This window comes from Mannheimia massilioguelmaensis, from assembly GCF_000940515.1.
Taxonomy (GTDB): Bacteria; Pseudomonadota; Gammaproteobacteria; order Enterobacterales; family Pasteurellaceae; genus Basfia; species Basfia bettyae.
Genome location: NZ_CDQL01000006.1, coordinates 207,853 through 233,568 on the forward strand (window position 1 = coordinate 207,853; position 25,716 = coordinate 233,568).

Genomic DNA, 25,716 nt, shown 5'->3' on the forward strand with positions numbered 1-25,716 from the left:
CTATTCTGATTGGGCTAGAGCTAAATTAGAGACAAGCGGTTAATTTTGTTTGAATTTTTGCAATTTTGGCACGAGCGAGACACTCACGCCATTAGTGGAGTATAAGAATAATCGCATTCACGCAATGGCGGCGGCGAATGTGGGCTTTGAAGCCATGAATGCGGTGGATAATCTGAGTAATGTTGCCGATGCGGTTTCAAAGGGCTCTGTAACAGGCGGAGCGGTTGGTGTACGCGTCGCTTACGGGCAACAAAAATCGGTGCAAACCCAACATAGTGAGGGCAATCTTGCAGAGAAAAGCCAAATCAATGCAGGCGGTAAGGTGAATATCCAAACCCGAGGTGCCGGCAAAGGCTCTACCCTCTCTATTACGGGGTCAGATGTTGTAGGCTTAGGTGGTACCCACTTAAAAGCGGATGGCAACATCAATATTGAAGCCGCAGATGAAAACCACCTAGAACGCAGTAATAATAAATCCAGTGGTTTTACTGCTGCTGCCAACTATGGCAAAGGCTATGGAAATGGCGATGAAGTCACCTATGCTTAGAATCAAAGTGATTTAGATAGAGTATATGGTTCAATCCAATATTCGGGCAAAGATATTTTAGACAATGCCAGCGTAGTTGTGCGTAAACCTTATGCCGGATTAGCGGAAGAAATGACCTTTACCATTTTTGAACGATTGCGTGCCGGTTTAGATATGCCGAGTATATTTGGCGCATCTAATGCAAGCCGAGATCAAGTTACGATTTGGGATAGGCTTAATACCTATAATGCACAAAACCCGACTAATCGAGTGTCATTAGATCATGTAGCTCATAGTTTGGGAGCAGCAAGCACAAAAAATGCAATGAATTGGGCGGGATATAAAGAAATAGATTTAAATGACACCACCTTAAAAGGCTATGTGGCAGGCACATCTTATCCAATTACCAATAGTACTATCGGAGGAAGACTGTCGCTTGGTTTGTATGATCAAGGTTATGTAGAAAAAGCAGCGGGTTTATTTAAAGATGGTGAGGTGGAATATGCTGCAGCACCGAGGGATATTGTGGCAACAGGGCTAGGATTGCCTTATCAAGCGGGTATGTTAAGTTTATTTATTGGGAATACAAATACAACAGGAAGTAATTGGACAGGAATACCGTTATGGGGGATTATTGCAGGGGATCATACCAAGGCTTATTATCGAGATGAAGATGTGATTAGATTTTTAGAAAATGAAAAAGAAGCTAAAAAAATTATTGATTATCAAGATAAGACTTGGGGAAAAGGAGGGATTAAAACAAAAATAAGATATTTTGAAAACCAAATTAAGGAGAATAAAAGATGAAACTCATAGTTTTATTTTTACTATTATTGATTTTAAATGGTTGCTATTTAGCTAATGGTTCTCCTCCTTCGACTACCTATTGGTTAAAAGATTCAAGGAAAATATTATATGATGACATAAAGTTTTGTAAGACCAAAATCTACCAAGGGTTAGGAGCGCGTTTTTTGTACTTAAGTGATAAAAGTAAATTGGGAATAGCTAAAATGAAATATAACAATCCATCTGAATACCAAGAATATTCAGAGTATTTAGATTACGCTGAACCATTAATTAGCAAATGTTATTTTGACCTAGGTTATCGTTTCCGTGCTCCTTACTATTGGTGTGTTGCAGAAAATAATATGGAAACTTGTAAAGTTAATCAGAAATATCGTTAATTAGTATGTTAAAAGATATTTTAGATACTTTCAGTGCGTTTGGCGCATCTAATGCAAGCCGAGATCAAGTTACGATTTGGGATAGGCTTAATACCTATAATGCACAAAACCCGACTAATCGAGTGTCATTAGATCATGTAGCTCATAGTTTGGGAGCGGCAAGCACAAAAAATGCAATGAATTGGGCGGGATATAAAGAAATAGATTTAAATGACACCACCTTAAAAGGCTATGTGGCAGGCACATCTTATCCAATTACCAATAGTACTATCGGAGGAAGACTGTCGCTTGGTTTGTATGATCAAGGTTATACAGAAAAAGCGGCTGGTTTATTTAAAGATGGTCAGGTGGATTACACTATTGCTTCTGGAGATATTGTTGGAACAGGGATTAATTTATTACCTTGGATACCAGGTCGCTTTAATTTTGGAATAGGAAATACGGATACTACGGGAGAGAATTTCCCTAGGATTCCAGGTAGGATTTTAACAGGAGATCATACCGATGCTTATTATAGAGATTTTAGTGTTATAAATTTTTTAAATAACAAAGCTGTTGCTGATAGTATTATCAATTATCAAGATAAAATTTGGGGTGGTGATGGAATTAAAATAAGAAGTAATAGATTTAATCAAGGGATGATAAATAATGAAGGAGATGGATAATGAGATTCGTATTATTTATTCTTGTAAGTGTTTCAAGTGGATGCTATTTGGGTAATGGTTCTCCATCTGAATTTAATTATTGGATAAAGAATGGAGAGCATATATCCTATTCTGATATAAAGGTTTGTGAAAAAAAAGTTTATGCATTGTTAGATTCTAGATTTAAGCATTTAGATGCTATTGAAAATAATATAGGTATAGTTTCCATGAGGAAAAATTATAGGGAGGAATATGATGAGTATATATCATATATAAAAAAAGCAACCCCAAAAATAAGTGAATGTTATTATGATATGGGATATAGATTTACAGCCCCTTATTATTGGTGCTTATCTAGAGATCATGGAGGAGCAAACACAGAAACTTGTAAAGTTAATCAGAAATATCGTTAATTAGTATGTTAAAAGATGTTTTAGATAGTTTCAGTGCGTTTNAGATCAAGTTACGATTTGGGATAGGCTTAATACCTATAATGCACAAAACCCGACTAATCGAGTGTCATTAGATCATGTAGCTCATAGTTTGGGAGCGGCAAGCACAAAAAATGCAATGAATTGGGCGGGATATAAAGAAATAGATTTAAATGACACCACCTTAAAAGGCTATGTGGCAGGCACATCTTATCCAATTACCAATAGTACTATCGGAGGAAGACTGTCGCTTGGTTTGTATGATCAAGGTTATACAGAAAAAGCGGCTGGTTTATTTAAAGATGGTCAGGTGGATTACACTATTGCTTCTGGAGATATTGTTGGAACAGGGATTAATTTATTACCTTGGATACCAGGTCGCTTTAATTTTGGAATAGGAAATACGGATACTACGGGAGAGAATTTCCCTAGGATTCCAGGTAGGATTTTAACAGGAGATCATACCGATGCTTATTATAGAGATTTTAGTGTTATAAATTTTTTAAATAACAAAGCTGTTGCTGATAGTATTATCAATTATCAAGATAAAATTTGGGGTGGTGATGGAATTAAAATAAGAAGTAATAGATTTAATCAAGGGATGATAAATAATGAAGGAGATGGATAATGAGATTCGTATTATTTATTCTTGTAAGTGTTTCAAGTGGATGCTATTTGGGTAATGGTTCTCCATCTGAATTTAATTATTGGATAAAGAATGGAGAGCATATATCCTATTCTGATATAAAGGTTTGTGAAAAAAAAGTTTATGCATTGTTAGATTCTAGATTTAAGCATTTAGATGCTATTGAAAATAATATAGGTATAGTTTCCATGAGGAAAAATTATAGGGAGGAATATGATGAGTATATATCATATATAAAAAAAGCAACCCCAAAAATAAGTGAATGTTATTATGATATGGGATATAGATTTACAGCCCCTTATTATTGGTGCTTATCTAGAGATCATGGAGGAGCAAACACAGAAACTTGTAAAGTTAATCAGAAATATCGTTAATTAGTATGTTAAAAGATGTTTTAGATAGTTTCAGTGCGTTTGGCACATTTAATGCAAGCCGAGATCAAGTTACGATTTGGGATATGATTAATACCTATAATACACAAAACCTGACTAATCGAATGTCATTAGATCATGTAGCTCATAGTTTGGGAGCGTCAAGCACAAAAAATGCAATGAACTGGGTGGAATATAAAGGAATAGATTTAAATGACACCACCTTAAAAGGCTATGTGGCAGGCACATCTTATCCAACTACCAATAGTACTATCGGAGGAAGACTGTCACTTGGCTTGTATGATCAAGGTTATGTAGAAAAAGCGGCTGGTTTATTTAAAGACGGGAAAATTACTTATACTGTGGCATCAAGGGATATTGTGGCAACAGGGCTAGGATTGCCTTATCAAATAGGTAGTTTAAGTTTTGGTATCGGTAATACAAATACGACAGGAAGTCATTGGACAGGAATACCGTTATGGGGGATTATTGCAGGGGATCATACCAAGGCTTATTATCGAGATGAAGATGTAATTAATTTTTTAAATCCTAGTTTTGATAAAGAAAGCGAAAAAAATAGACAAAATATAATACATTATCAAAAAAATGTTTGGGGAAGCGTTGGACCTAAAACAGAAATAATAAGATTTGATAATAAGATAATCTTAGGAAAAGAGAAGGAGAATAAGTAATGAGAAAATTATCAACTATATTTTCCTTGTTATTATTAGGATGTTATTTAGCTAATGGTTCTCCAAATGCCTATACTTTTTGGATTAAAGATGGCAGACACATTTCTGCCTCTGAAATGAAATTTTGTTTTGATAAAAATAAATCTAAATTAGGCAGTGCAAATAAGAAAAGATTAGAATATTTAGAAACTCGCTATGAAAAGCTAGGTTATTTAAAAATGAAAACAGAATATCCAAATGAATACCAAGAATATCGAAGTTTGCGTGAGCTGATTCCCTCTAATACTAGTTGTTATTACGAGCTAGGATATAAATTTAGTGCCCCCTTATATTGGTGTATGGCTCAAGATGGAGATAATGCGAGTATATGTAGAGAAAATGCAAAATATCGTTGATTAGTGTGCTTGGTTACCCTAGATGGTACCGGCATCCACACAGTGCTTGATTAACTTTAGTAGAAACCGTTCATTTTTCTCAATTTTTTCATAAAATCTATAAAAACTCGGATAAAGTAAGAACAACCGCTGTATAACTTGCCGATTCTATCAGCTCCCCTCCCCTCACAATGAATGATAATTATCAGAATAGAAGGATAATAAAACGAATAATTGATATGTTTGGAGATAATTCTTCAATACATAATTGTCATGGTCTAGGACAAAAACAATGTGTAACGGATGGTTATCGTAAAGATGAAAAAGACCTAATTATGAATAAAGAACGAACAATTTATGATTTAAACAGAAATTCAAACCATAAATAATAGGAGAAATTTTATGAGAGTACTTTGTATGATTTTTAGTATTGCCTTTTTGGTTAGTTGTTCATTTGGTGGGTTTAAGCCACCTAAACTATACTATATATGGTATACAGGAAAGTCATTTTATGACCCCAATACTGGAGCTTGGATTGGGAAGTTTGAATTTGCCACTCAAAGAGATGTTGATATGCGAGCTTGTGGAATGGACCCTGTATTAGGTGAAAGTGATAAACTTAAAGTTAATTTATGTATGGAAAAAAAAGGATGGTATTTGGAACAAGGTCCCGTATGTGAAGAAAAGTATGTATGGAACGAGCCAGAATGTATTAAATGGCGAGCTAAACACAGCAAACCAGATGCAAAGCCTTGGGGATAATAAAAAATTATTATTAATTTTCAGAAAAACTTTGGGGGATATTGGTTCAAAAACAGAACAAATTGAATTTAACAATAAAACAGTGCATAAAGTAAAAAGTGAAGGATGAAAGCCATTAATTCTATTTTATTTAATAATATCAATATGTTATCTAAATAACAATTCTCCACCAGATATGAATTTTAGGTAAAAAGAGTAAAAAATATTTTATGAAAATTCTAGATTTTGTAAAAAAATTTTTAATTTTTAGACCGCACTTTTACTTCGATTCCCTTTCCATTTTAGTGATCTCACTCACAATTTTATAAAACAAATTTTGTGTTAAATTTTGAACGGTATTACACTTGTTATTACATTAGTCGGGGTGCTACGTTTCAGTAGCTGAGATAACACCCGTGAACCTGATACAGCTAATACTGGCGTAGGAAACTAATTGTAAAAGATTCAAGTAAAACTAAAATACTCTCGTTTATTGATAAAAGATCTTTTGTACTTTTATTCCCTTTCGTCTTATTGCTGGTTAATTTCATTTTTTACAAAAAGGAATTGCTATGCAAACTCATTATTTAGAACTGATTCGTCAAAAAAATCCATTAGTTCATTGTATTACTAATATTGTTGTCACCAATTTTTCCGCTAATGGCTTATTAGCTTTAGGTGCCTCGCCTTTTATGTCAACAATGCCTAAAGAAGTAGCAGAAATTCAAGATTTTGCGCAAGGTTTATTAATAAATATTGGTACGATTCACCCCGCAGATATTGAAGCAATGTTGATTGCAGGAAAAGCAGCAAATCAATTAGATATTCCCGTGGTATTCGATCCTGTTGGTGTGGGTGCGACGAAATTCCGTCAACAGGTTACACATCAATTACTCAGCCAAATCAAAGTGGCGGTTATACGTGGAAACGCTGCGGAAATTGCTTTTTTAGCGGAAGGTTGTTGGCAAGGGAAAGGTGTAGATGCGGCGGGTAATGATGCAGATTTAAATATTATTGCTAAAACCGTGGCTCAAAAATATCAATGTATTGTGGCAATAAGTGGTGAAACTGATGTGATTTCTGATGGTTCACTACTCTGCTCCATTCATAATGGCTCATCTATGCTTCCTAAAGTCACAGGTTCTGGTTGTTTACTTGGTGCTGTAATTGCCGCATTTCTTGGGGTTGCTGAAAAGGATTCATATTTTTCTGCTTGTGTCGAAGCCTGTGCAACTTATGCGGTTGCAGGAGAATTGGCAATGCAAGGCTTACTACCAACTGAATATGGCAGTTTCGCGGTTAATTTTATTAATCAATTAGGTGCTATTACCTCTGCCCAAGTACAACGTGTTAGCAAAATCAACAAGAAGTAAAAAACATATGATGAATCCAATAAGACAAACCTTAACCATTGCAGGTTCCGATAGCGGCGGTGGTGCAGGTATTCAAGCTGACTTAAAAACCTTTCAAATGCGAAATGTTTTTGGGACTTCTGTTATCACTTCGGTGACGGCACAAAATACGCTGGGCGTTTACGATATCCATCTTATTCCTATTGATACAATTCAATCTCAACTTAAAGCTATAGCTGAAGATTTTGATATTAGAGCGGTTAAAATTGGAATGCTGGGAGATGCTAATCGCATTGAATGTGTTGCTGATGGTTTACGTCAATATTCTTTTGGCAAAATTGTGTTAGATCCCGTGATGATTGCAAAAGGTGGAGCTAGCTTACTACCACAAAGTGCGGTCAGTGCATTAAAAAATTTAATGATTCCTCAAGCAGATATTATTACCCCTAATATTCCTGAAGCAGAAGCACTTACAGGGATTAAAATCCATAATGAAACAGATATTAAAAAAGCCGCTGAGATTATACAAAATTTAGGTGTTGAAACGGTAATTATCAAAGGTGGTCATTTAGATGATGCGAAAAGTGCGGTATGTAAAGATTGGATTTTCACTTCAGATGAAGATTTTACACTCTCCTCCCCTCGTTATCAGACCCTTCATACTCATGGCACAGGCTGTACATTTTCAGCTTGCATTACCGCAGAAATAGCTAAAGGCTATACTGTTCCACAAGCGATACATACAGCCAAGTTATTTATTACTGAGGCAATTAGCCATCCATTAAACATTGGTCATGGGCATGGACCAACAAATCATTGGGCATATCGTGATGAATAAAGTGAAATCAATGCTTTCCGTGTATTTTATTGCTGGCTCACAGGATTGCTGCCATTTATCTAATAATGCTGGTGAAAATTTACTCTATATTTTAAAACAAGCACTAATGGGCGGAATTAGTTGCTTTCAATTCCGTGAAAAAGGAAAGAACTCTTTAGAAAATGATCCCGCAGCAAAACGTCAACTTGCCATTGAATGCCAAAAACTATGTAAAGAATTTAATGCTCCTTTCATTATTAATGATGATATTGACTTGGCTTTATCTCTACAGGCTGATGGAATTCATGTAGGACAAACAGATATGGGAATCAACGATATTCTGCTAAAAACTACAGTAAAACCGATTATTGGATTATCAATAAATAATTTAGCACAAGCCTTAGCGAATCAAAATAATCCTAATATCGATTATTTTGGTATTGGTCCTATTTTCTCTACGCAATCTAAATTAGATCACAGTCCTGTGCTTGGTATGGAAATTTTTCATCAAATTCGAGAGCATCAAATTAATAAGCCTTGTGTTGCTATCGGTGGAATTACTGAATTATCCGCCCCCAAACTAAGACAACTAGGTGCCGATGGGGTGGCTGTCATTTCTGCGATTACCCGTTCTAAAAACATTTTCGAAACCATTAGAATATTATCAGGCGGTTAAAATTTAATAAAAAGTGATTTAAATCATAAAATATGAAAATGTTGATTGACATATAAATACGAATCCTTATCATTCATAGCATTTGTTTTTTATTATTAAATTCAATTTATTTTATAACCCTAAGGAATTTTGTATGAGTCAATCACACTTACACTTTCGACTTTCATTATTAGCATTAAGTATTACTTGTGCATTTAGTTCAAACATTTATGCACAAGAAAATACAGAAACACTTTCTCAAATTGATGTCACCACTCAAGAAGAAGTTAAAGCCTCTACTGAACAAAAAACGCAAAAAGTTATACAACAAGAATTAATTCAAAATAATCGTGATTTAGTTCGTTATAGCCCTGATGTTGGCGTTATTAACCAAGGTCGACATCAAAAAGGTTTTGCGATTCGTGGTGTAGAAGATAATCGTGTTGGCATTAGTATCGATGGGGTAGCATTGCCCGATTCTGAAGAGAATTCTCTCTATAAACGTTACGGTAATTTGAATACTTCTCGTCAATCTATCGATCCTGAATTGGCAAGAACAATAGAAGTTTCAAAAGGGGCTGATTCGTTTAACCAAGGTAGTGGTAATTTAGGCGGTGGTGTAAATTATCGAACTCTTGAAGCTTATGATATTGTACGTAATGGCAATAAATTTGGTGCTTTATATCGTACAGGTTATGCCACTCGCAATAATGAATGGGTCAATACTTTTGGCTTGGGCTATTTAGGTGAACAATTAGAAGCGGTCTTGCTTTATTCCCATCGTCATGGTCACGAAATGGAAAGTGCTGGTGGTTATACTGTACCTGAGGATGATTTACAAACTCGATATATCGGCAGTAGCAAACAAACACCTGATGATTCCACACATAAAAATCATAGTTATTTAGCAAAACTTTCCTATCGTTTTAATGATAATCATCGTATTGGCGTGGCTTATAGTGGTCAACATAATAAAAACTATATTATTGAAGATTCTGCGGTATATCTCAGCTCATATTGGCGAGAAGCAGAAGATAGAGCAAAACGCGATACCTTCAATGTATTTTATGAATATTTCCCTGCCTCTAAATGGATTGCTTTAGCGAAAGTTGATTTTGATTACCAAAAAACAGAAACTTCCGCCTATAACTATGAAGGAAAACGTGCAGCGCCTGAAACGGAATATAGTCCAGCGGTAGAAAGAACACCAAGTGATAACAATATTCGTATTTTCAATACCAAGCTAAAACGTTTAAATTTCCGTTTAGACAGCCAAACTCTAACATTAGGAAATTTAACACATCAACTTTCATTTAAAGCCTCAACCGCAGAAAGAAAATTTGATGTATTGCATAAAGATTCATTCTATTTATATGGTACTTGGCGTATTCAGCCTGATTCCACGATGATGCATCCAATTAAAAGTAAACAGCATTATTTCTCATTACATGATTCCATTGATTTAACTCATGATTGGAAAGCTACTCTTGGGGTTCGTTATGACTGGGCGAAATATGAACAGCAAGATTTAAATGGCTTAGAATGCCGCAATTGCGTTAAAAGCGATAATGCGAAGTTTAATCAAACAACTTGGACTGCGGGTTTAGAAAAACAAATCACTGATGCATGGAAAGTAGGCTATAACATCGGCACAGGCTTCCGTATTCCAAATGCCTCTGAAATGTATTTTGATTATCGTAACAATGCTGCAGGGGCTTGGATGTCAAATCCAAACTTAAAAGCTGAACGTAGCTTAACGCAGAATTTAAGTTTGCAAGGTCATGGCAATGTTGGACAACTCTCAATTAACTTGCATCATACTAAATATAAAGATTTCTTATGGGAACAAGAAACTTGGGGTGAATTTTATTCCAGAATGCGTCCAGTGCAACAGATGCAAAATATTGACTCAGCCAAAATTTATGGTTTAGAAGTTACTGGGAAATGGAACTTAAATTCTGCGATGCCTGTTCCTGAAGGTTGGAAATTATTCGGTGCTTTAGGTTACAGCAAAGGAAAAATGTCAAATGGTGCTGATTTACTTTCTGTTCAACCTATTAAAGCGGTGATTGGTTTAGACTATGAACAGCCTGAAGGCAAATGGGGCGTCTTCTCTCGTTTAACATTCTTAGGCGCGAAAAAAGCCAAAGATGCCAAATATATGGACACTTTACCTGAAAGATGTATAAAACAAGAAAAAGTTCGCAATCCTTATTACGATTGGGGATATGGTCCAGAATATGAAATTAGTTGTACAAAATACGCTTATGAAACAGGTATAAAAACTTGGCCACATCTTAATTCAAAAGCCTTTATTGCGGATCTATTTGGCTTTTATAAACCAACTGAGAACATTACATTACGTGCTGGCGTGTATAATATCTTTGACCGTAAATATCACACTTGGGATACCTTGCGTGGCTTAAATATCAATGGTGGCGTAGTTAATGCTGTAGGAATGGAAGAAAATTCAAGATATGGTGGCTACCCTGGCTTACAACGTTATTATGAACCAGGTCGCAACTATAATATCAGTTTTGAATACCGATTCTAATTTTCGATAACACAAAAGTGCGGTTAAAATTTTCAAAAATTTAACCGCACTTTTTTATTAATTAGGCAGATTTTTATACGCAAAAGCGTTTAAAGATATCAGCTAAATGTTCAAGTAAAACGTCTTTTCCTGCAATATCTTCATTTTGCCAAGAGTCCATTAAAATCTCTGGAGTAAATTGGCTCTGTAATTTAGTTGCCACAGGTAAATAACTAATATGCCAAGGCTCACGCCCGATTTCTTTATCATTTGGCATATTGATGAAAGGTAAAGCGAAATCAAACTGAACTAGATTTGCTTGTAACCACAAACTAAAGTCTGCAAAATAGCCACCTTTATCATATTCCCAAGGTTCAAGTTGGAGTTGTTGATTTTGTGGTAGTAAATCAGGATCAAATACATCAATTTCAGTTCCCCAGTGATGACGGCTTCCACCTGGCAAAGCGGAAAAACGTAAAATGGCTTCAATTTTCTGCCAATCTGACATCACAGTGAGATCTAAAGTATTGCCTTTTACATCATGAACTTTACGTTCTCCCTTAAATTTTCCATTCCAAATTAGTTGCTGACGTTGAAAATCACGGAAACTACTGGCTGGCTGCAAATTAAAGCCATTTTTCACCGCACTTTTTTGTAATTCTTGAAAGGCTTTCAAGGTGTCCTTTTGCAGAAAATGATGATTAGAAAATGGGCAAGGCAAATTCTGCAAATGAGAGCGAGATTTACCAGTTAACATTTCAGCAGTAAATTTCATGAGGCACTATCCAATAAATTAATCAACATTTGGCGATAAACTTGTCCTAGAGTAGCGAGATCATTCACATTGACGCATTCATTTACCTTATGAATAGTGGCATTTAATGGACCTAATTCCACCACCTCTGCTCCCATTAAAGCAATAAATCGTCCATCAGAAGTGCCACCACCCGTATCTAATTTAGGTTTAATTTGAGCAAACTGTTCAAGGCTCTCCACTACTGCATTGACTAATTTTCCTGGTTTAGTCAGGAATGGCTTACCTGATAAATTCCATTCAATTCGGTATTTTAAACCATGATTTTGTAACATTTCAGTGACTTTAGCTTTGATTAATTGGTCTGTCACTTCTGTGCAATAACGTAAATTAAATTGTACATAAAGCTCACCTGGAATCACATTGTTACTCCCCGTTCCAGCCTTAATATTAGCGATTTGTAAGCTGGTTGCTGGGAAAAAATCATTACCTTTATCCCATTCGTAAGTGGTTAAATCGGTAAGAAAACCTAAGGCTTTATGAACTGGATTTTCGGCTAAATGTGGATATGCTACATGCCCTTGAATACCTTCAATGTAAAGATTACCAGTAATGGAACCTCGACGACCATTTTTAACAATATCGCCAAGCTGTTGTGAACTTGAGGGTTCTCCAACTAAACAATAATCAATATTTTCACCACGAGCCATTAAGGTTTCTACTACCCTGACCGTGCCATCTTTAGCTTCGGCTTCTTCGTCAGAGGTAATTAATAAGGCAATCGTACCTTGATGATTAGGATGAGCTTTAACATATTCCTCGGCAGCCACAATCATTGCAGCAAGCGAGCCTTTCATATCCGCAGCACCACGACCATAGAGCATATCCTCTACAATTTCTGCGGAAAAGGGCGGATAAGCCCACTGTGACTCATCCCCTGTAGGCACGACATCAGTATGTCCTGCAAAGGCAATTAAAGGGGCTGAACTGCCGTGCTTTGCCCATAAATTAATGGTGTTATTAAAAGGCATCCATTCAATAGTAAAACCTAGCTTTTGTAAACGCTCTGCGATCATCATTTGACAACCTTGATCATCAGGGCTAATGGATGGGCGACGAATTAAATTTTGTGCTAATTCAATGATCTTGTGTTTCATATTTTTAAATTTATTTAAATGCCTGTTCATATGCATGAATATCAAAGCCAATTAATGCGATATTATCTTGTAAAATAATTGGTCGTTTAATCAATGTTGGCTGCTTTGTTAATACTGAAAGTGCGGTCGATTTTGATAAATTTTCTTTTACCTCATCCGCCAAATTACGCCAAGTGGTACTGCGTTTATTAACTAATGATTGCCAACCAAATTGCTGTTCTGCTTGATTAAGAAAATACTCATCTAAACCATCTATACGATAATCATGTAATTTGTATTCAATCTGGTGTTCTGTAAGCCATTTCAAGGCTTTTTTTACTGTATCACAATTTTTAATACCATAAACTACAATCATTTTATTTACCCTATTTGTTCAAAAAATCTTTATCACTTAACACACGCAATGGCTGCATATCACTCTCGCCAACAATAATTCGAGTTGGGTCTGAACGTAAACAACTGCCACCATAATGCCCACCAACAGTGAATGTACAAACTTGCATATATTGATCTTCTACTTTAGGTAAACACCATAATTCTTGATAAATATTCTCTTGCTTATCAAAACGTCCATTGGTGGTATCCAGTGCCATTTTGCTATCAGCGACTAAGGTTACATTATCTCCACGACGACCTGCAATTGGTTTCTTCGCATATCCTCTATTAATAAGATCTTGTGTCAATTCAAAGCTGGCTTCCAGTAAATAACGATGATTTGGAAATAATGACCATAACACAGGTAAAATAGCTTTATTGCTTGGAATAGCTGTCCATAATGGCTCATAAACTAACACTTCTGGACGTAATAACACATCAATCAAACGGACTTTATCTTCAGGGTAGCCTGTTCGAATTGGTGGTGCAACTTCTCTTCCCGTTGTACCTTCACGCAATTGTTCTAGCATGGTTTCCCATGCCCAGGTTTTCCACACGCTTAACATTTGATTATCTTCATCATCTAATAAACGCCCACGTTTATCCCAATGTAACCCTTCAGTGCCATGAATAATTTTAGTATGATAACCCGCTTGTTTAAGTGCAGATTGCATAAACATTGCATGATAATCCTCTTCACTATCATTATCCTGCATAATATGTATCAAAGGAGGATTACCTCGATGTTTCCAACAATCGGCTAAAGCATCACGTAAATGTGCACCTGGATCTAATCCTTTATCCTGTAAACCAGCAATAGCTGCCCAACGACCTAAAATTGCTCCTGCTTCTGCATGACAAGATGCTGAATCTGCATTATATTCATAAACTTTCAAGCCTCGCTCATCCATACAGAAATCAAGCCGCCCCGAAATTGTCTGATAGCGACGATTTTCCCAAGACAAACGTAAACGAGGCCATAACAATTTAGGAATATTGAAGTATTGCAATAAATTGTCATCTTTTAAAACTTTATCCGTCGCATGCAAATACATCAAATGTAATTCGTTAGTAGCACGAATCAATTCATGATGAGCACTCTCTGAAATAGTAAAATAACGATATTGATCACTCAAATTCACCTGATGACCTTTCATTGCCGTTACATAAAGACTTTCAAAAGTATCTTGTTCATTCAACCATTTACCATCAAATTGACCTTTATTTTCAATATGCTCTGTATTAATCTCAAGTTTCTCAGGCTCGACCATCGGTTGAGGTAAACTATAAGATGGATCTTCAGTTTGAATCATCCAACCTAAAATTTCAGTATCATCAAAGGTATCATGTAACATATAACCTTCTGAACCTTTGGTCATTTTTAATTCACGAGTCCATTGTTGACCACTTGGCAAACGATAATGGATCACATTCTGCTCAGCAATACGAATTTTATCTGCAAAAACTTCCGTAATAATAGCTACGTGTCCCGTTTCTTGGAATTCCCCACCTTCTTGCCAAATCAACAATGCACCAGGTTCAGGCGCTTTTTTACAACCATTCGCATAAGCTTGTAATGGCACTAGAGCATCATCTAATACTTGGCGTAAAAAACGTAACGAAAAGATTTCATAAGCCATGCCAACATCGGTGAATACTAAACCATGATTTAAATATAAATAACGACGGGCAAACTCGACACATTGCCATTTATAACCCATATATTCACGATCTAAATAACTGCGAAATGCGGTATCATCAGGAAATTCTTTCTTATCGACGGTTTCATAATCGGAAGAATAAATTGCTACTCCACCAGGGGCGTAACCGAGTAAACTGCCAAAAGCATCATGGGTGGGAATATTAGGCGAGATTTCTGACATTGTAGTTTTCCGAGTTAAGCAAAATAAATAAAATTATTAGTTAGTATAGACCTAAATCAGGGTAAAAACAAAAATCGCCAAAACAAAAATTTTATCGAAAATGACCGCACTTTTTCTCTATAAAAAACTCATTTTAATAATGATTATCAATCAATAATGCGTGATTTAATTTGCAAAATCTATCATTAATAATTATTTTCTATTATAACTATCAATACTAACGATTAGCATAATTAAGACTAGCCATTCATAATAACCACATCAAAACAAAGGATGTTTCGAACTATCCAATTTATGATTAAGAACAAATACTCTACTAAAATAGGAGAACAGACTATGAATAAAAAAACTATCTCTTACCCAGTTTTAACATTAACAGAAACACATTCATTAACAGCAGATGTTAATAAAAATGCTACCCACACTGTACCAGGGCTAGAAATTAAGACGGGTCGTTCTATTGCAGAAGCCTTACAAGCCCGTTTACAAGGATTAAATGAACTTCAATTAATTTTGAAACATGCGCACTGGAATGTCACTGGTCCTCAATTCATTGCAGTACATGAAATGTTAGATGAGCAAGTGGATGAAGTACGTGGTTTTGTAGATGAAATCGCAGAACGTATGGCTGCATTAGGTGTGGCACCTAATGGCTTATCTGGTAATTTAGTAGCAAATCGCCAAACTCCAGAGTATCCATTAGGCCGTGCATCTGCACAAGATCATTTACGTATAATTGATAAATTCTATACCTACAATATTGAATCTCATCGTGTAGTGTTAGAACATTTCGGTGAATTTGATGCAATGAGCGAAGACTTACTCGTTTCTCAAACACGCTCATTAGAAAAACTACAGTGGTTTATTCGCGCACATTTAGATAACGGCCACGGCAACATTTAATCTTGCCTTGATTTTAGTCTGACAGCTTATAGCTATTATATAAAGCTGTCAGATTAAATTTATTTTTCCTAATAATGTTTAATCTTTATAATCTTCTTTACTTAACTGATGCTTTTTCATACGTAAATAAAGTTTTTTACGTGGTATTTGCAGATATTCAGCCACCTCATTAATTCGTCCTTGAAAACGATCTAATGCATCTTCAATCACCGTTTTCTCATATTCTTCAATCAATGCATCCAATGACAGCTCGCCTTGATGCTCTTGAATAAAATGTAAATTATCATTTTGTACAAGTACACCAACCGCATAAAGCTCTGCGGTATGAATCAATTGACTGACATTACCACACCACTGTTGTGATAATAACTGCTTAATAACACTTTCTGTTACGGCAGGCTTTTTCTTATTTAATTTTTTACAAGTAATATCTAAATAATGACGGAATAATGGCTCAATATCAGCAGGTCGGTGAGCAAGTGGAATACATTCTAACTGGGTCAATGAAAAAGCATAAAATAATTCTGCTAATAAGTGATAGTCAGTCAATAACTTTTGAGGCGAATATTGGCTAATTGCAATGACTCTAACCTGTTTATTATGTTGAATAAACTGTGCCAACAATTTTTGAGCTGGGGGCATTAAATACTCAATATTTTTTAAAATAATCACCGCACTTTGTAAATGGCTAAGCTCTGCTTGCAATTTTTCTCCACTGGTTTCTTCAAATAATTCTAAAAAATATTTCTTTTCAAAGCGTGATTTTGCTAGTTCATATAAATAATTTGCGGCTAAACTTCTTCCCGTGCCAATTTCACCAAAAATAAAAATAGGTAAATTCGTTTCTGCTAACTGTTGTAAACGTTTTCTTTGATTTTTAATCCAATTACTTTGCCCAATAAAATGCGTTTCAAGTTCTGCTTGTTGCCATAATTTGACGGAAAGTTGCTTTTCTCGTTGAATGAGTGCTCGTTCAACTTGTTGCAAAATATGCTCTGGATTAACGGGTTTCTCAATAAAATAAAATGCCCCTTTTTGCATCGCTTCAATTGCCATAGGCACGTCCCCATGGCCAGTAATTAGAATCACAGGCAGATGTTTATCTTGATGATGAATTTTCTCCAATAATGTCCAACCAGACATTTGTGGCATATAAATATCACTTACTACAACACCTTGCCAATCTTCACTAATATACTGAAATGCCTCAAGGGGATTATTGACACCGATTGTTTGATATCCTTCGCCTTCCAATAAGGACTGATAGGCTTGTAAAACATCTTGATCATCATCAATTAATAACACTATTTTTTTATGATTCATCTTTATTCTCTACGATATTCATAGTTAGACTCGGAAATTCTAAAATAACCACCGCACTTTTTTGCATATTTGAGGCAATATAAAGTTGTCCATTAAATTGATTCATAATGCGTTGACAAATTGTTAACCCCAATCCTAATCCAACTTCTTTATTACTATAAAAAGGCTGTAATAATTTATCCGCATTGTCTAATTGCCAACCTGTGCCATTATCTTCTAGATACACATGGGTTTTATCATCATTTATCAATATACGAATATAAATTTTAGGCTGAACTTTACAAGCCTCCAAAGCATTCGTAAATAAATTGACAAAAACTTGCTCTAATAAAACCTTACTGCCATTTACCGATGCCACTCCTTCCACCAATAATTTTGCTTGAACAGGTTGATGTCTTAGTTCAAGTAAATCCCAAGCTTCTTGAATAACATCATTTAATTGAATAGGTTGCAGTAAATCTGTTTGTCCATGTCGTTTAGTAAATTGACGTAGCCCTTTAATAATATGAGCAATACGCTCCGCAAGTTTACTAATTTTTTCTGTATATAATTCTGCTTGAGGCAAATTTTGTGCCTTGAGAATCTTTTTCAAACTAAATAAATAGATAGAGATTGCATTTAGTGGTTGATTAATTTCATGAGCTAAACTGGTCATCGTCTGACCAACAACTGCCAATTTAGCCGTTTGAATCAACTCATTTTGTGTATCTCTTAAATCTGAAGCAATCGCATGACGTTCTTTCACAATTTCAGTGTGATGCTTTAATAAATGATTAATTTCTGAAATTTCATCATTGCCAGATACTTTAATAAGAAGATCTTCTTTGCCTTGATTTAATAATTTTACTGATTCAATTAAATCTTCAAAACGTTTTGTTAAATGTTGCTGTAAGTAAAAGTAATTAAATAACCAAATAAAAATTAACGAAACCAATAAAGCTATACCAATAATCGTACCGCTTATCTCAGTCTGAAATTGCATATCTTGATTAAGTGCACTGACCTTTTCTTTTGTCTGTATCAAAATGTTATCAATAATCTGACGTATCGATTGTAAAATCTGTGATTGTTGGAAACTCACATCAATTTGAGAACGTTGATAATGTGTAATATTGCTTACTAAGCGCCCCACTTCTTCTGTGGGTGTTGTTGTTTGAACCAACATATCAATCATTTGTTGCAATGTTGTCAAACTGGCATTTGTCACTTTAATAGGCTCACTATGATAAATATTGGAAACTAGCTCTAATAAATTTTGATATTGAATAGAAATTGTTTTTTCATCTAAAGAATATAAAAATTGAGTAATTTCATTTTTAATTTGTTCTTCTATATTTTTAAGTTGTGAAATAGCCTGTAATTCACTAGACAAATTGGAGGCAATATGGCGTTCCTGATGTATCACATAAGGTTGACTTGCCAAATTAATTTGTTGCCAATTAAGCTCTTGTCCAAGTGCCACAATTTCATTATTAAAATCATCATGCAACCACTGAATTTTAGTTATCAGCTCTTGTTTTTTTTGTTCAATAAGTAAGTTATCTGAAATATTCTGATTAATTTGTATAATCAGTGCTTTAAGTGCCTCAATATTTTTTAAAATAGTTTCTTTATCATCTGTTGTAGACAAAATTACTACATCTTGTTCAATTTCTTCTAACTGTTTGTTTAATTGTTTAAACATAGATTGGCGAATCACATTATTTTTTAATTCAGAAAAACGCTCAAGTTCACTCAGTAGAGTGTTCACATTGTCTTCTAACTTTAATGCTAAATTAGTTTTGGGGAAGTAATCTTCCAAAATATAGTTAACTTGTTTATGTTGTTGATACCATGAAAACAAACTTACTAGTCCAATAACTAAAGTAAAGAAAAGGCTAATTGAGAATGCATTCTTCAAAATTCGGCTAATGCTGTTTTTTTTCACAATATAAATTCCTTAACTATTCTTCAAGTGAAATAAGAACCTTATCTATTTGCCCCTGAAAATATTCAGCCCATTTTTTTTCCTGAGCAAGAGCAAAATTTCGATCGTTTTTTAATTGTTCCAAAAACTGTTTGTCTTTAGCTTGTGCATCACTAATTGGAATAGAAGTGAGTTCATCACGAAGTGCGGTCAATTTTTTACCTAATTTTTTTTCTTTCGCATACAATACAGACCAAACCTCTTTTAATTGAGATAAACGGAAAGTAATCGCAACATCAAATAGTTTTTCGACTAGAGAATCACGTAACAATAATAAATCATAATCTAACAAGGGCTGCGCAAATAACTTCTGTTGTTCTACATATAAAGAATCTTGTCGGTTTAAAGCAATCAATGGGTATTTAGCAAAATTATGTGTTGCAACAATTTGCTGACCTTGATCGGATAACAAAAATTGAATAAAGGCTTCTGCTTCCTTTGGGTGTTCACTGTTTCGATGTATTGAAATAAACGTCGGTGAAGCTATTGATAATGGAAAATAAACAAACCCTAAATCTGAATTTGTCATCTGATTAAGTGCATAAGTATCAATACTAATGCCTGCCACAGCCAGCCCCATTTTAACTTTATCCACTACATTAAAGCTACGAGAAGAAATTAAAGATAAATTACTCGACAATGTTAAAAGAGCATCCCACCCCTGTTTCCAGCCTCGTTGCTGTAAAAGCATTTCTAACATAATATGATTTGTGCCAGAACGAGATGGAGAACTAATAAGTATTCCATTGGCATAACTAGAATCAAGTAAGCTATCCCAGTCAGTAGGTATAGATAAATGACGAGCTTCCAATAATTTCTTATTATAAAAAATCCCATAACCAGAAAAAGCGATGGCTGTTGTGGTTTGCTTTAAATTTGAAGGTACGCCAATCAAATTCTGTAATAAATGTTCTGGTAATAAAGCTAAATAATGTTTTTGTTGTAATTGATTAAATAAAAATGGTGATGAACTCAAAATCAGATCAACATTCTCAATATTGGATTGTGTCAATAAACGTTCTAAAGAACTCACTGTTCGGTTGATTAAGCGAATCGGTTGTTCTGGATGTTTAGTCTCCCACTGTTTACTAATATAATCCATCGTTTCTGGTGAAAAAGAGGTCGCAATAACTAATTCTTCTGCTTTCACAGCATGATGACATAATACCCCTAACAGAATACTTATAACACCTAGGATTTTTTTCATTTTGTTTGTCCATTCTTGTGATTTAGATCACATTTTTTAAAATTTTTTTTTATTTATTTAGAATTGAAAAGGCTAATTTTATCTCAAATTTGAATCATATCATTTTAGCAAACTTAACTCACTTTATTTTGAGTCAAAATTGACACTTGAAAAATCAAAATGGGGCTTTTTTAACTTAAAAATCAACATATTGCCTTTTATTTTAGACATATTAACATACTCGCGAATTTCTTTAAGTAGAAAGAAAAATTTATTATTTTTTATTCTTATAGGTATCACATTATGATTTCATTTTTAGCCTCTAAACCTGGGAAACCAGTTCCCGAAGCAGAACTCCAAGAGCGTTATAATCGTTTAAGATGGCATGCGCTTTTTGGTATTTTTATCGGTTATGCTGCATATTATATTTTACGTAACAACTTCTTACTTTCCTCACCAGAACTTATTAGTGAATTTGGTTTCACTAAAAAAGATATTGGTTTTATCTCTGGTACAATGCTTGTTATTTATGGCTTGAGTAAAGGTTTTATGTCCGCATTTGCAGATAAATCTAATCCGAAACATTTTATGATTTTTGGATTAATGATGTCTGCTATCGTCAATCTTATGATGGGCTTTAGTGCATCTTTCTGGGCATTTTTATTCCTCTGCGTACTTAATGGTATTTTCCAAGGTATGGGAGCAGGACCAGCTTATGTTGTTCTAGCAAGTTGGTTCCCTCGTAAATCTCGTGGTGTCACTACTGCTATGTTTAATATTTCTCACAACGTTGGTGGCGGTTTAGTTGCTCCTATTGCAGGCGCAAGTATTGCATGGCTTGGCTCAGAAAATTGGCAAGCAGCTCATTTTACTGTACCTATGGTATTAGCCACCATCATTGCAATTATTGTCTATATTTTTGGTAAGGGTCGTACTTATAATGAAGGTTTACCTCCAACCAGCAAAATTTTAGGTACAGAACAAGAAGAATTAGTGGTTACTAAAGACGAAAATGTAAATTTAACCACATGGGAGATCTTCCGTGATTATATCGTAAAAGATATTAATGTTTGGTTTGTATCTTTCATTGATGTTTTCACTTATATGATTCGTTTCGGTGTATTAACTTGGTTACCACTTTATTTATTAGAAACCAAAGGTTTCTCTAAAGGTCAAATGGCGACAGCATTCGCAATTTTCGAATGGGCAGCAATTCCTTCTACTTTACTTGCTGGTTGGTTAACAGATACTTATTTTAAAGGTCGTCGTATGCCACTTGCAATTATCACATTAGTCGGCGTAGGTTGTGCAATGTTTGCTTATTGGGGCGGTCAAGATTTATTGACAGTAACCATTGGCGCAGGAATTATCGGTTGCTTAATCTATGTACCAATGTTCCTATCTTCATTACAAACTATTGAATTAGTACCATCATTTGCAGCAGGTTCTGCAACAGGTCTACGTGGTTTATTAAGTTATATTCTTGGTAGTTTCTCTGGTACTGCACTATTTGGTATTCTTGCTGAACGTTTTGGTTGGGATGCAGGTTTCTATCTTCTATTATTTGCGGTATGCGGTTGTATCTTCTGTTGCTATATGACTCACTTAGGCGTATTACGTTTAGAGAAGAAGAAATTAGCACAATCAACAGCAAATAAATAATAGTTAAAAACTAATAAAAAATCTGCACCTAAGGTAGAATATACTACCAATTAGGATGCAGATTTTTATTACAATATATAATCAACTCATCTTCCACTAAACAACTTTTCTTTTCATCAAATCTATATTTATAAATAATGTTGCTAATATAGTGAATTCATTGAAAAATCAGTATATTCAGACTACATTACTGACCCACCAATACCAATAAATAAGCCTGCAATAGCACCACTCATCAAATTAGAGAGAGAACCAGCAATTACAGCACGAATCCCCATACGAGCAATGTCACTACGACGATTTGGCGCCATACTACCTAATCCACCAACTAAAATTGCAATTGATCCTAAATTTGCAAAACCACATAGTCCAAATGTAATAATTGCAACCGTTTTTGGACTCAATTGAACAGCTGCTTCAGGGCTTAGATATTTAATAAAATCCACATAAGCGACAAACTCATTCAAAATCAATTTTTCACCAATTAATGCACCTGAAACCTGGGCCTCTTCCCATGGAACACCTATAGCCCAAGCTAATGGTTTGAATGCATAGCCAAGTAAGGATTGCATCGTTACGCCATCTTGACCAACTAGTCCGGCTAATGCAGATATAATCCAATTTAGCATTGCAATCAATGCAATAAAGGCAATCAGCATAGCTCCAATATTAATCGCTAATTGAGCACCAGATGCAGCTCCAGAAGCGGCGGCTTCAATCACATTAGCAGGTTTCCCCTCTGTATCAACAAGCGTAATATCGTCATTAGGTTTTTCTGTTTGTGGGAACAATAATTTTGCAAACAACAATCCGCCTGGTGCAGCCATAAATGAAGCAGCAATTAAATAAGGCAATGGAATTCCCATTCCTGCATAGCCTGCAAGTGATGCGCCTGCAATTGATGCTAATCCACCGACCATCACAGCAAACAGCTCTGATTGTGTCATTTGCTGAATAAAAGGCTTCACTAATAATGGCGCTTCTGTTTGACCAACAAAAATATTAGCTGCTGCAGATGTTGATTCTGCTTTTGATGTACCAAGTACCTTTTGCAATCCACCACCTATAATTTTGATAATGAATTGCATAATACCTAAATAATAAAGCACTGAAATTAATGCAGCAAAGAAAATGATTGGAGGCAATACTCGGAAAGCAAATACAAAGCCACCACCACCAAACACTTCAAACATCTTTTCACTCACTAAACCACCGAATAGGAAATTCATCCCTTCTGCACCGAAACTGATAATCTTAGCTACACCATCAGATACCGCCATCAACACATTACGTCCAGCTGGTACATATAAAATTAAAGCACCAATTCCCATTTGAATAGCAAGGGCTCCCAGCACTGTACGATAATTGATGGCTCTTTTGTTATTTGATAATAAAAAGGCAATAAACAGTAAAATAAAAATACCAAACAAACTGTTTAAGATATCCATAGAATCCTCCTGTTAAAAAAATGCCGTCAAGTAAAAACTAAACGGCAAATTTATAATTTTATTGATTAAAATAACCAACGGCGAGCTGCGCCCCTATTTTAGCATTATGCTTAACAAGCTGAATATTAGCTTCTAAGCTTTTACCTCCTGTCATCTCTACAATCTTACCTAATAAGAATGGTGTAATATTTTTTCCAATAACCCCTTTTTCTTCAGCTTCTTTCACCGCACTAGCAATAATGCCGTCAATATATTCTGGTGCAAGAGCGTGTTCTTCAGGAATAGGGTTGGCAATAACAATACCGCCTTTAAGCCCTAGTTCCCATTTTGTTTTAATCATATTTGCAATATGTTCTAATTTATCGGAAGACATAGGTAAAGGTAATCCACTATCACGACAGAAAAAAGCAGGTAAATTTTGAGTTTTATAGCCAATTACTGGTACTCCTTTAGTTTCTAAATACTCTAGAGTAGCTGGAAGATCTAAAATGGATTTTGCTCCAGCACAGATAACGGCAACATTAGTTTGTGCAAACTCATCTAAATCAGCAGAAATATCTAAATTATGCTCCCAACCACGGTGAACACCACCTAAGCCACCTGTTACAAAAAATTTAATGCCAGCTAGTGCTGCTGCAATCATGGTGGTAGCAACTGTGGTTGCACCTAAACGTTTTGAAGCAATAATATCTGCTAAATCACGACGAGAAACCTTTGCGATACCTTTACTATTGGCAAACATCTCTAATTCATCATTAGATAAACCTATTTTGATTTTTCCGTCAATAATCGCTATGGTTGCTGGTACTGCGCCATTATCACGAATAATTTGTTCCACCTCACGTGCCATTTTTACATTTTGAGGATAAGGCATTCCATGAGAAATGATCGTAGATTCTAAAGCGACGATAGGTAATCCTTTTTCCATACCATCTTTAACTTCTTGAGAAAGCACCAAGTATTTATTCATAAAAATTCTCCATTTCAGTTTGTAATTGTACTTTGGTTAAATTTGGTCGAACGGTAAATTCTGACTGAATGGTATAATAAGCATTAGTCATACCAGCTAATATACATTGTTGTTCATTGTGTCCCTGCAACCAAGCATCAATAAATGCAGCACTGAAAGAATCTCCAGCGCCTGTTACATCAACAATTTTGGAAGGCTCTAATTGTTTAACGGCATACCACTGATAATGCTCTCGTGTAGCACAAAGCACTCCCTTAGAACCTGCTGTAAGAATAATTTGTTTAACACCATAGCCTAATACTTCATAAATAGCTTCACGTAACTTTTCTTCAGTATCGATGATACGTCCGACTAAAGCACCGAGTTCTCCTTTATTAATAAAAAAGCAATCTACGCCAGTAAGTTGCTTAGGCAAGTGGATCATCTTCGGTTCTGAAACTGCAATAATGGCTAATTTTATTTGCTGCTTTTGGGCATAAGCGCAGAGAAATTCTATGGTTTCTTTAGGACAATTTAAATCCACTACCAAGCATTTAGCATTACGTAAATATTGTTGCTGTTTAATAAGTAATTCAGGTTTAAAATGTTGATAAATCGACATATCAGCTAAACCCAAATACATTTCTCCATCAATATCCAATAGTGCGGTATAACAACCTGTAGATTGACCTTCCAATATAATCACCGATTCGGTATTCATAAAAGGTGATGAAAGTGCTTTAATGCGTAGCCATTCGGGATCATTACCTACAGTTGAAATAAGTACGACTTCTTGTTCCAAACGACCTAAATTTTCCGCAATATTTCGTACAACCCCACCAATAGACACTTTTGAAGTAATAGGATTCGAGGTATACCCTTGTAATTCATGATCTGTTTTGATTTTTTTGTCTAAATTTGCAGCACCAATGCATACAATAGAATTACGCTCATTAAATATATAGGCTTTACCCAGCAGATATTCTTTTTTTACTAGACTAGAAATGATATTGGCAACAGCAGAACGAGAAAGGCCCACTTTATCTGCGAGCTCTTGTTGAGAAATAAATGGATTTTGGCGAATAAGTTCAAAAATAATACTTTCATTATCAGTCATTATCGACCTCCAAACATAAGTTTATGA

At 35.1% G+C, this 25,716-nt stretch carries 26 protein-coding genes and 1 riboswitch; of the genes, 16 read left to right on the plus strand and 10 right to left on the minus strand.

The genetic code is table 11. The features are described from left to right. Positions 1 to 49 precede the first annotated feature (49 nt). The 14 genes from BN1226_RS05745 to BN1226_RS05810 all read left to right on the plus strand — a co-directional run bounded on the left by BN1226_RS05745 (position 50) and on the right by BN1226_RS05810 (position 10,987). Complete coding sequence (locus tag BN1226_RS05745) at positions 50 to 547, plus strand: hemagglutinin repeat-containing protein (protein ID WP_156149898.1); 498 nt, start codon at positions 50 to 52, stop codon at positions 545 to 547. A gap of 111 nt (positions 548 to 658) precedes the next feature. Further along, positions 659 to 1,333, plus strand: coding sequence for a hypothetical protein (locus BN1226_RS05750; RefSeq protein ID WP_156149899.1), 675 nt, complete (start codon positions 659 to 661; stop codon positions 1,331 to 1,333). Between the two features lie 203 nt (positions 1,334 to 1,536). After that, positions 1,537 to 1,710, plus strand: a complete 174-nt coding sequence (locus BN1226_RS10765; RefSeq protein ID WP_156149900.1) for a hypothetical protein — start codon at positions 1,537 to 1,539, stop codon at positions 1,708 to 1,710. A 5-nt stretch (positions 1,711 to 1,715) separates the two neighbouring features. Beyond that, positions 1,716 to 2,375, plus strand: a complete 660-nt coding sequence (locus BN1226_RS05760; protein WP_044470367.1) for a hypothetical protein — start codon at positions 1,716 to 1,718, stop codon at positions 2,373 to 2,375. After that, positions 2,375 to 2,767 (plus strand): hypothetical protein, encoded by a 393-nt coding sequence (locus BN1226_RS05765; protein ID WP_044470368.1) that lies wholly within the window; start codon positions 2,375 to 2,377, stop codon positions 2,765 to 2,767. The genes BN1226_RS05760 and BN1226_RS05765 overlap by 1 nt, the downstream gene beginning before the upstream one ends. A gap of 103 nt (positions 2,768 to 2,870) precedes the next feature. Next, a complete protein-coding gene (locus tag BN1226_RS05770; RefSeq protein WP_156149901.1) occupies positions 2,871 to 3,413 on the plus strand; it encodes a hypothetical protein in 543 nt (180 codons plus the stop codon). Next, entirely contained in the window at positions 3,413 to 3,805 is a 393-nt protein-coding gene (locus BN1226_RS05775; protein WP_044470368.1) for a hypothetical protein, read from the plus strand. Before BN1226_RS05770 ends, BN1226_RS05775 begins: the two co-directional genes overlap by 1 nt. A 5-nt stretch (positions 3,806 to 3,810) precedes the next feature. Further along, positions 3,811 to 4,494, plus strand: a complete 684-nt coding sequence (locus tag BN1226_RS05780; RefSeq protein WP_044470370.1) for a hypothetical protein — start codon at positions 3,811 to 3,813, stop codon at positions 4,492 to 4,494. Then, a complete protein-coding gene (locus BN1226_RS05785) occupies positions 4,494 to 4,889 on the plus strand; it encodes a hypothetical protein (RefSeq protein WP_044470371.1) in 396 nt (131 codons plus the stop codon). The genes BN1226_RS05780 and BN1226_RS05785 overlap by 1 nt, the downstream gene beginning before the upstream one ends. Before the next feature lie 381 nt (positions 4,890 to 5,270). Next, positions 5,271 to 5,630: a hypothetical protein gene (locus tag BN1226_RS05790; protein WP_044470372.1), complete on the plus strand. Its 360-nt coding sequence runs from the start codon at positions 5,271 to 5,273 to the stop codon at positions 5,628 to 5,630. Positions 5,631 to 5,980: 350 nt separating this feature from the next. Continuing rightward, a riboswitch (TPP riboswitch) is annotated at positions 5,981 to 6,075 on the plus strand. Positions 6,076 to 6,181: 106 nt separating this feature from the next. Continuing rightward, on the plus strand, positions 6,182 to 6,982 hold the full coding sequence (gene thiM / locus BN1226_RS05795; protein WP_044470373.1) for a hydroxyethylthiazole kinase: 801 nt from the start codon (positions 6,182 to 6,184) through the stop codon (positions 6,980 to 6,982). Positions 6,983 to 6,992: 10 nt separating this feature from the next. Continuing rightward, the gene (gene thiD, locus BN1226_RS05800) at positions 6,993 to 7,799 is read left to right on the plus strand and encodes a bifunctional hydroxymethylpyrimidine kinase/phosphomethylpyrimidine kinase (RefSeq protein ID WP_044470512.1); all 807 of its coding nucleotides are present in this window, start codon (positions 6,993 to 6,995) and stop codon (positions 7,797 to 7,799) included. Continuing rightward, positions 7,792 to 8,454, plus strand: a complete 663-nt coding sequence (gene thiE / locus BN1226_RS05805; protein WP_044470374.1) for a thiamine phosphate synthase — start codon at positions 7,792 to 7,794, stop codon at positions 8,452 to 8,454. The genes thiD and thiE overlap by 8 nt, the downstream gene beginning before the upstream one ends. Positions 8,455 to 8,587: 133 nt before the next feature. After that, positions 8,588 to 10,987, plus strand: a complete 2,400-nt coding sequence (locus BN1226_RS05810) for a TonB-dependent hemoglobin/transferrin/lactoferrin family receptor (protein ID WP_082041910.1) — start codon at positions 8,588 to 8,590, stop codon at positions 10,985 to 10,987. A 73-nt stretch (positions 10,988 to 11,060) separates the two neighbouring features. Here the strand turns inward: BN1226_RS05810 and BN1226_RS05815 are convergent, their stop codons facing one another. From BN1226_RS05815 to gss, 4 genes are read right to left on the minus strand one after another with little or no spacing between them, the layout of a single operon-like run. Beyond that, entirely contained in the window at positions 11,061 to 11,741 is a 681-nt protein-coding gene (locus tag BN1226_RS05815) for a M15 family metallopeptidase (protein ID WP_044470375.1), read from the minus strand. Continuing rightward, entirely contained in the window at positions 11,738 to 12,877 is a 1,140-nt protein-coding gene (dapE, locus tag BN1226_RS05820; RefSeq protein ID WP_044470376.1) for a succinyl-diaminopimelate desuccinylase, read from the minus strand. The genes BN1226_RS05815 and dapE overlap by 4 nt, the downstream gene beginning before the upstream one ends. Positions 12,878 to 12,887: 10 nt before the next feature. Next, on the minus strand, positions 12,888 to 13,232 hold the full coding sequence (locus BN1226_RS05825; protein WP_044470377.1) for an ArsC family reductase: 345 nt from the start codon (positions 13,230 to 13,232) through the stop codon (positions 12,888 to 12,890). 10 nt (positions 13,233 to 13,242) lie between these two features. Then, complete coding sequence (gss, locus tag BN1226_RS05830) at positions 13,243 to 15,135, minus strand: bifunctional glutathionylspermidine amidase/synthase (RefSeq protein ID WP_044470378.1); 1,893 nt, start codon at positions 15,133 to 15,135, stop codon at positions 13,243 to 13,245. Positions 15,136 to 15,471: 336 nt separating this feature from the next. On the opposite strand from gss, the gene BN1226_RS05835 reads away from it, so the two are divergent. Beyond that, positions 15,472 to 16,038 carry a Dps family protein gene (locus BN1226_RS05835; protein WP_005759841.1) on the plus strand — a complete coding sequence of 189 codons (567 nt, stop codon included), beginning with the start codon at positions 15,472 to 15,474 and terminating at the stop codon, positions 16,036 to 16,038. Between the two features lie 78 nt (positions 16,039 to 16,116). Here BN1226_RS05835 and BN1226_RS05840 read toward each other — a convergent pair whose 3' ends face one another. The 3 genes from BN1226_RS05840 to BN1226_RS05850 are packed head-to-tail and all read right to left on the minus strand — an operon-like array spanning position 16,117 to position 20,534. Beyond that, positions 16,117 to 17,361, minus strand: coding sequence for a sigma-54-dependent transcriptional regulator (locus BN1226_RS05840; RefSeq protein ID WP_044470379.1), 1,245 nt, complete (start codon positions 17,359 to 17,361; stop codon positions 16,117 to 16,119). Continuing rightward, on the minus strand, positions 17,351 to 19,288 hold the full coding sequence (locus tag BN1226_RS05845; protein ID WP_044470380.1) for an ATP-binding protein: 1,938 nt from the start codon (positions 19,286 to 19,288) through the stop codon (positions 17,351 to 17,353). Before BN1226_RS05845 ends, BN1226_RS05840 begins: the two co-directional genes overlap by 11 nt. Before the next feature lie 16 nt (positions 19,289 to 19,304). After that, positions 19,305 to 20,534: an ABC transporter substrate-binding protein gene (locus BN1226_RS05850; protein WP_082041911.1), complete on the minus strand. Its 1,230-nt coding sequence runs from the start codon at positions 20,532 to 20,534 to the stop codon at positions 19,305 to 19,307. A 282-nt stretch (positions 20,535 to 20,816) separates the two neighbouring features. Here BN1226_RS05850 and BN1226_RS05855 point away from each other — a divergent pair, with 282 nt between their 5' ends. Continuing rightward, a complete protein-coding gene (locus BN1226_RS05855) occupies positions 20,817 to 22,175 on the plus strand; it encodes an MFS transporter (RefSeq protein ID WP_044470381.1) in 1,359 nt (452 codons plus the stop codon). 182 nt (positions 22,176 to 22,357) lie between these two features. Here BN1226_RS05855 and BN1226_RS05860 read toward each other — a convergent pair whose 3' ends face one another. From BN1226_RS05860 to BN1226_RS05870, 3 genes are read right to left on the minus strand one after another with little or no spacing between them, the layout of a single operon-like run. After that, positions 22,358 to 23,623: a NupC/NupG family nucleoside CNT transporter gene (locus BN1226_RS05860; RefSeq protein ID WP_044470382.1), complete on the minus strand. Its 1,266-nt coding sequence runs from the start codon at positions 23,621 to 23,623 to the stop codon at positions 22,358 to 22,360. 58 nt (positions 23,624 to 23,681) lie between these two features. Next, complete coding sequence (locus BN1226_RS05865; protein ID WP_044470383.1) at positions 23,682 to 24,593, minus strand: pseudouridine-5'-phosphate glycosidase; 912 nt, start codon at positions 24,591 to 24,593, stop codon at positions 23,682 to 23,684. Next, positions 24,586 to 25,689 carry a carbohydrate kinase gene (locus BN1226_RS05870; protein ID WP_044470384.1) on the minus strand — a complete coding sequence of 368 codons (1,104 nt, stop codon included), beginning with the start codon at positions 25,687 to 25,689 and terminating at the stop codon, positions 24,586 to 24,588. The genes BN1226_RS05865 and BN1226_RS05870 overlap by 8 nt, the downstream gene beginning before the upstream one ends. Positions 25,690 to 25,716: the final 27 nt, after the last annotated feature.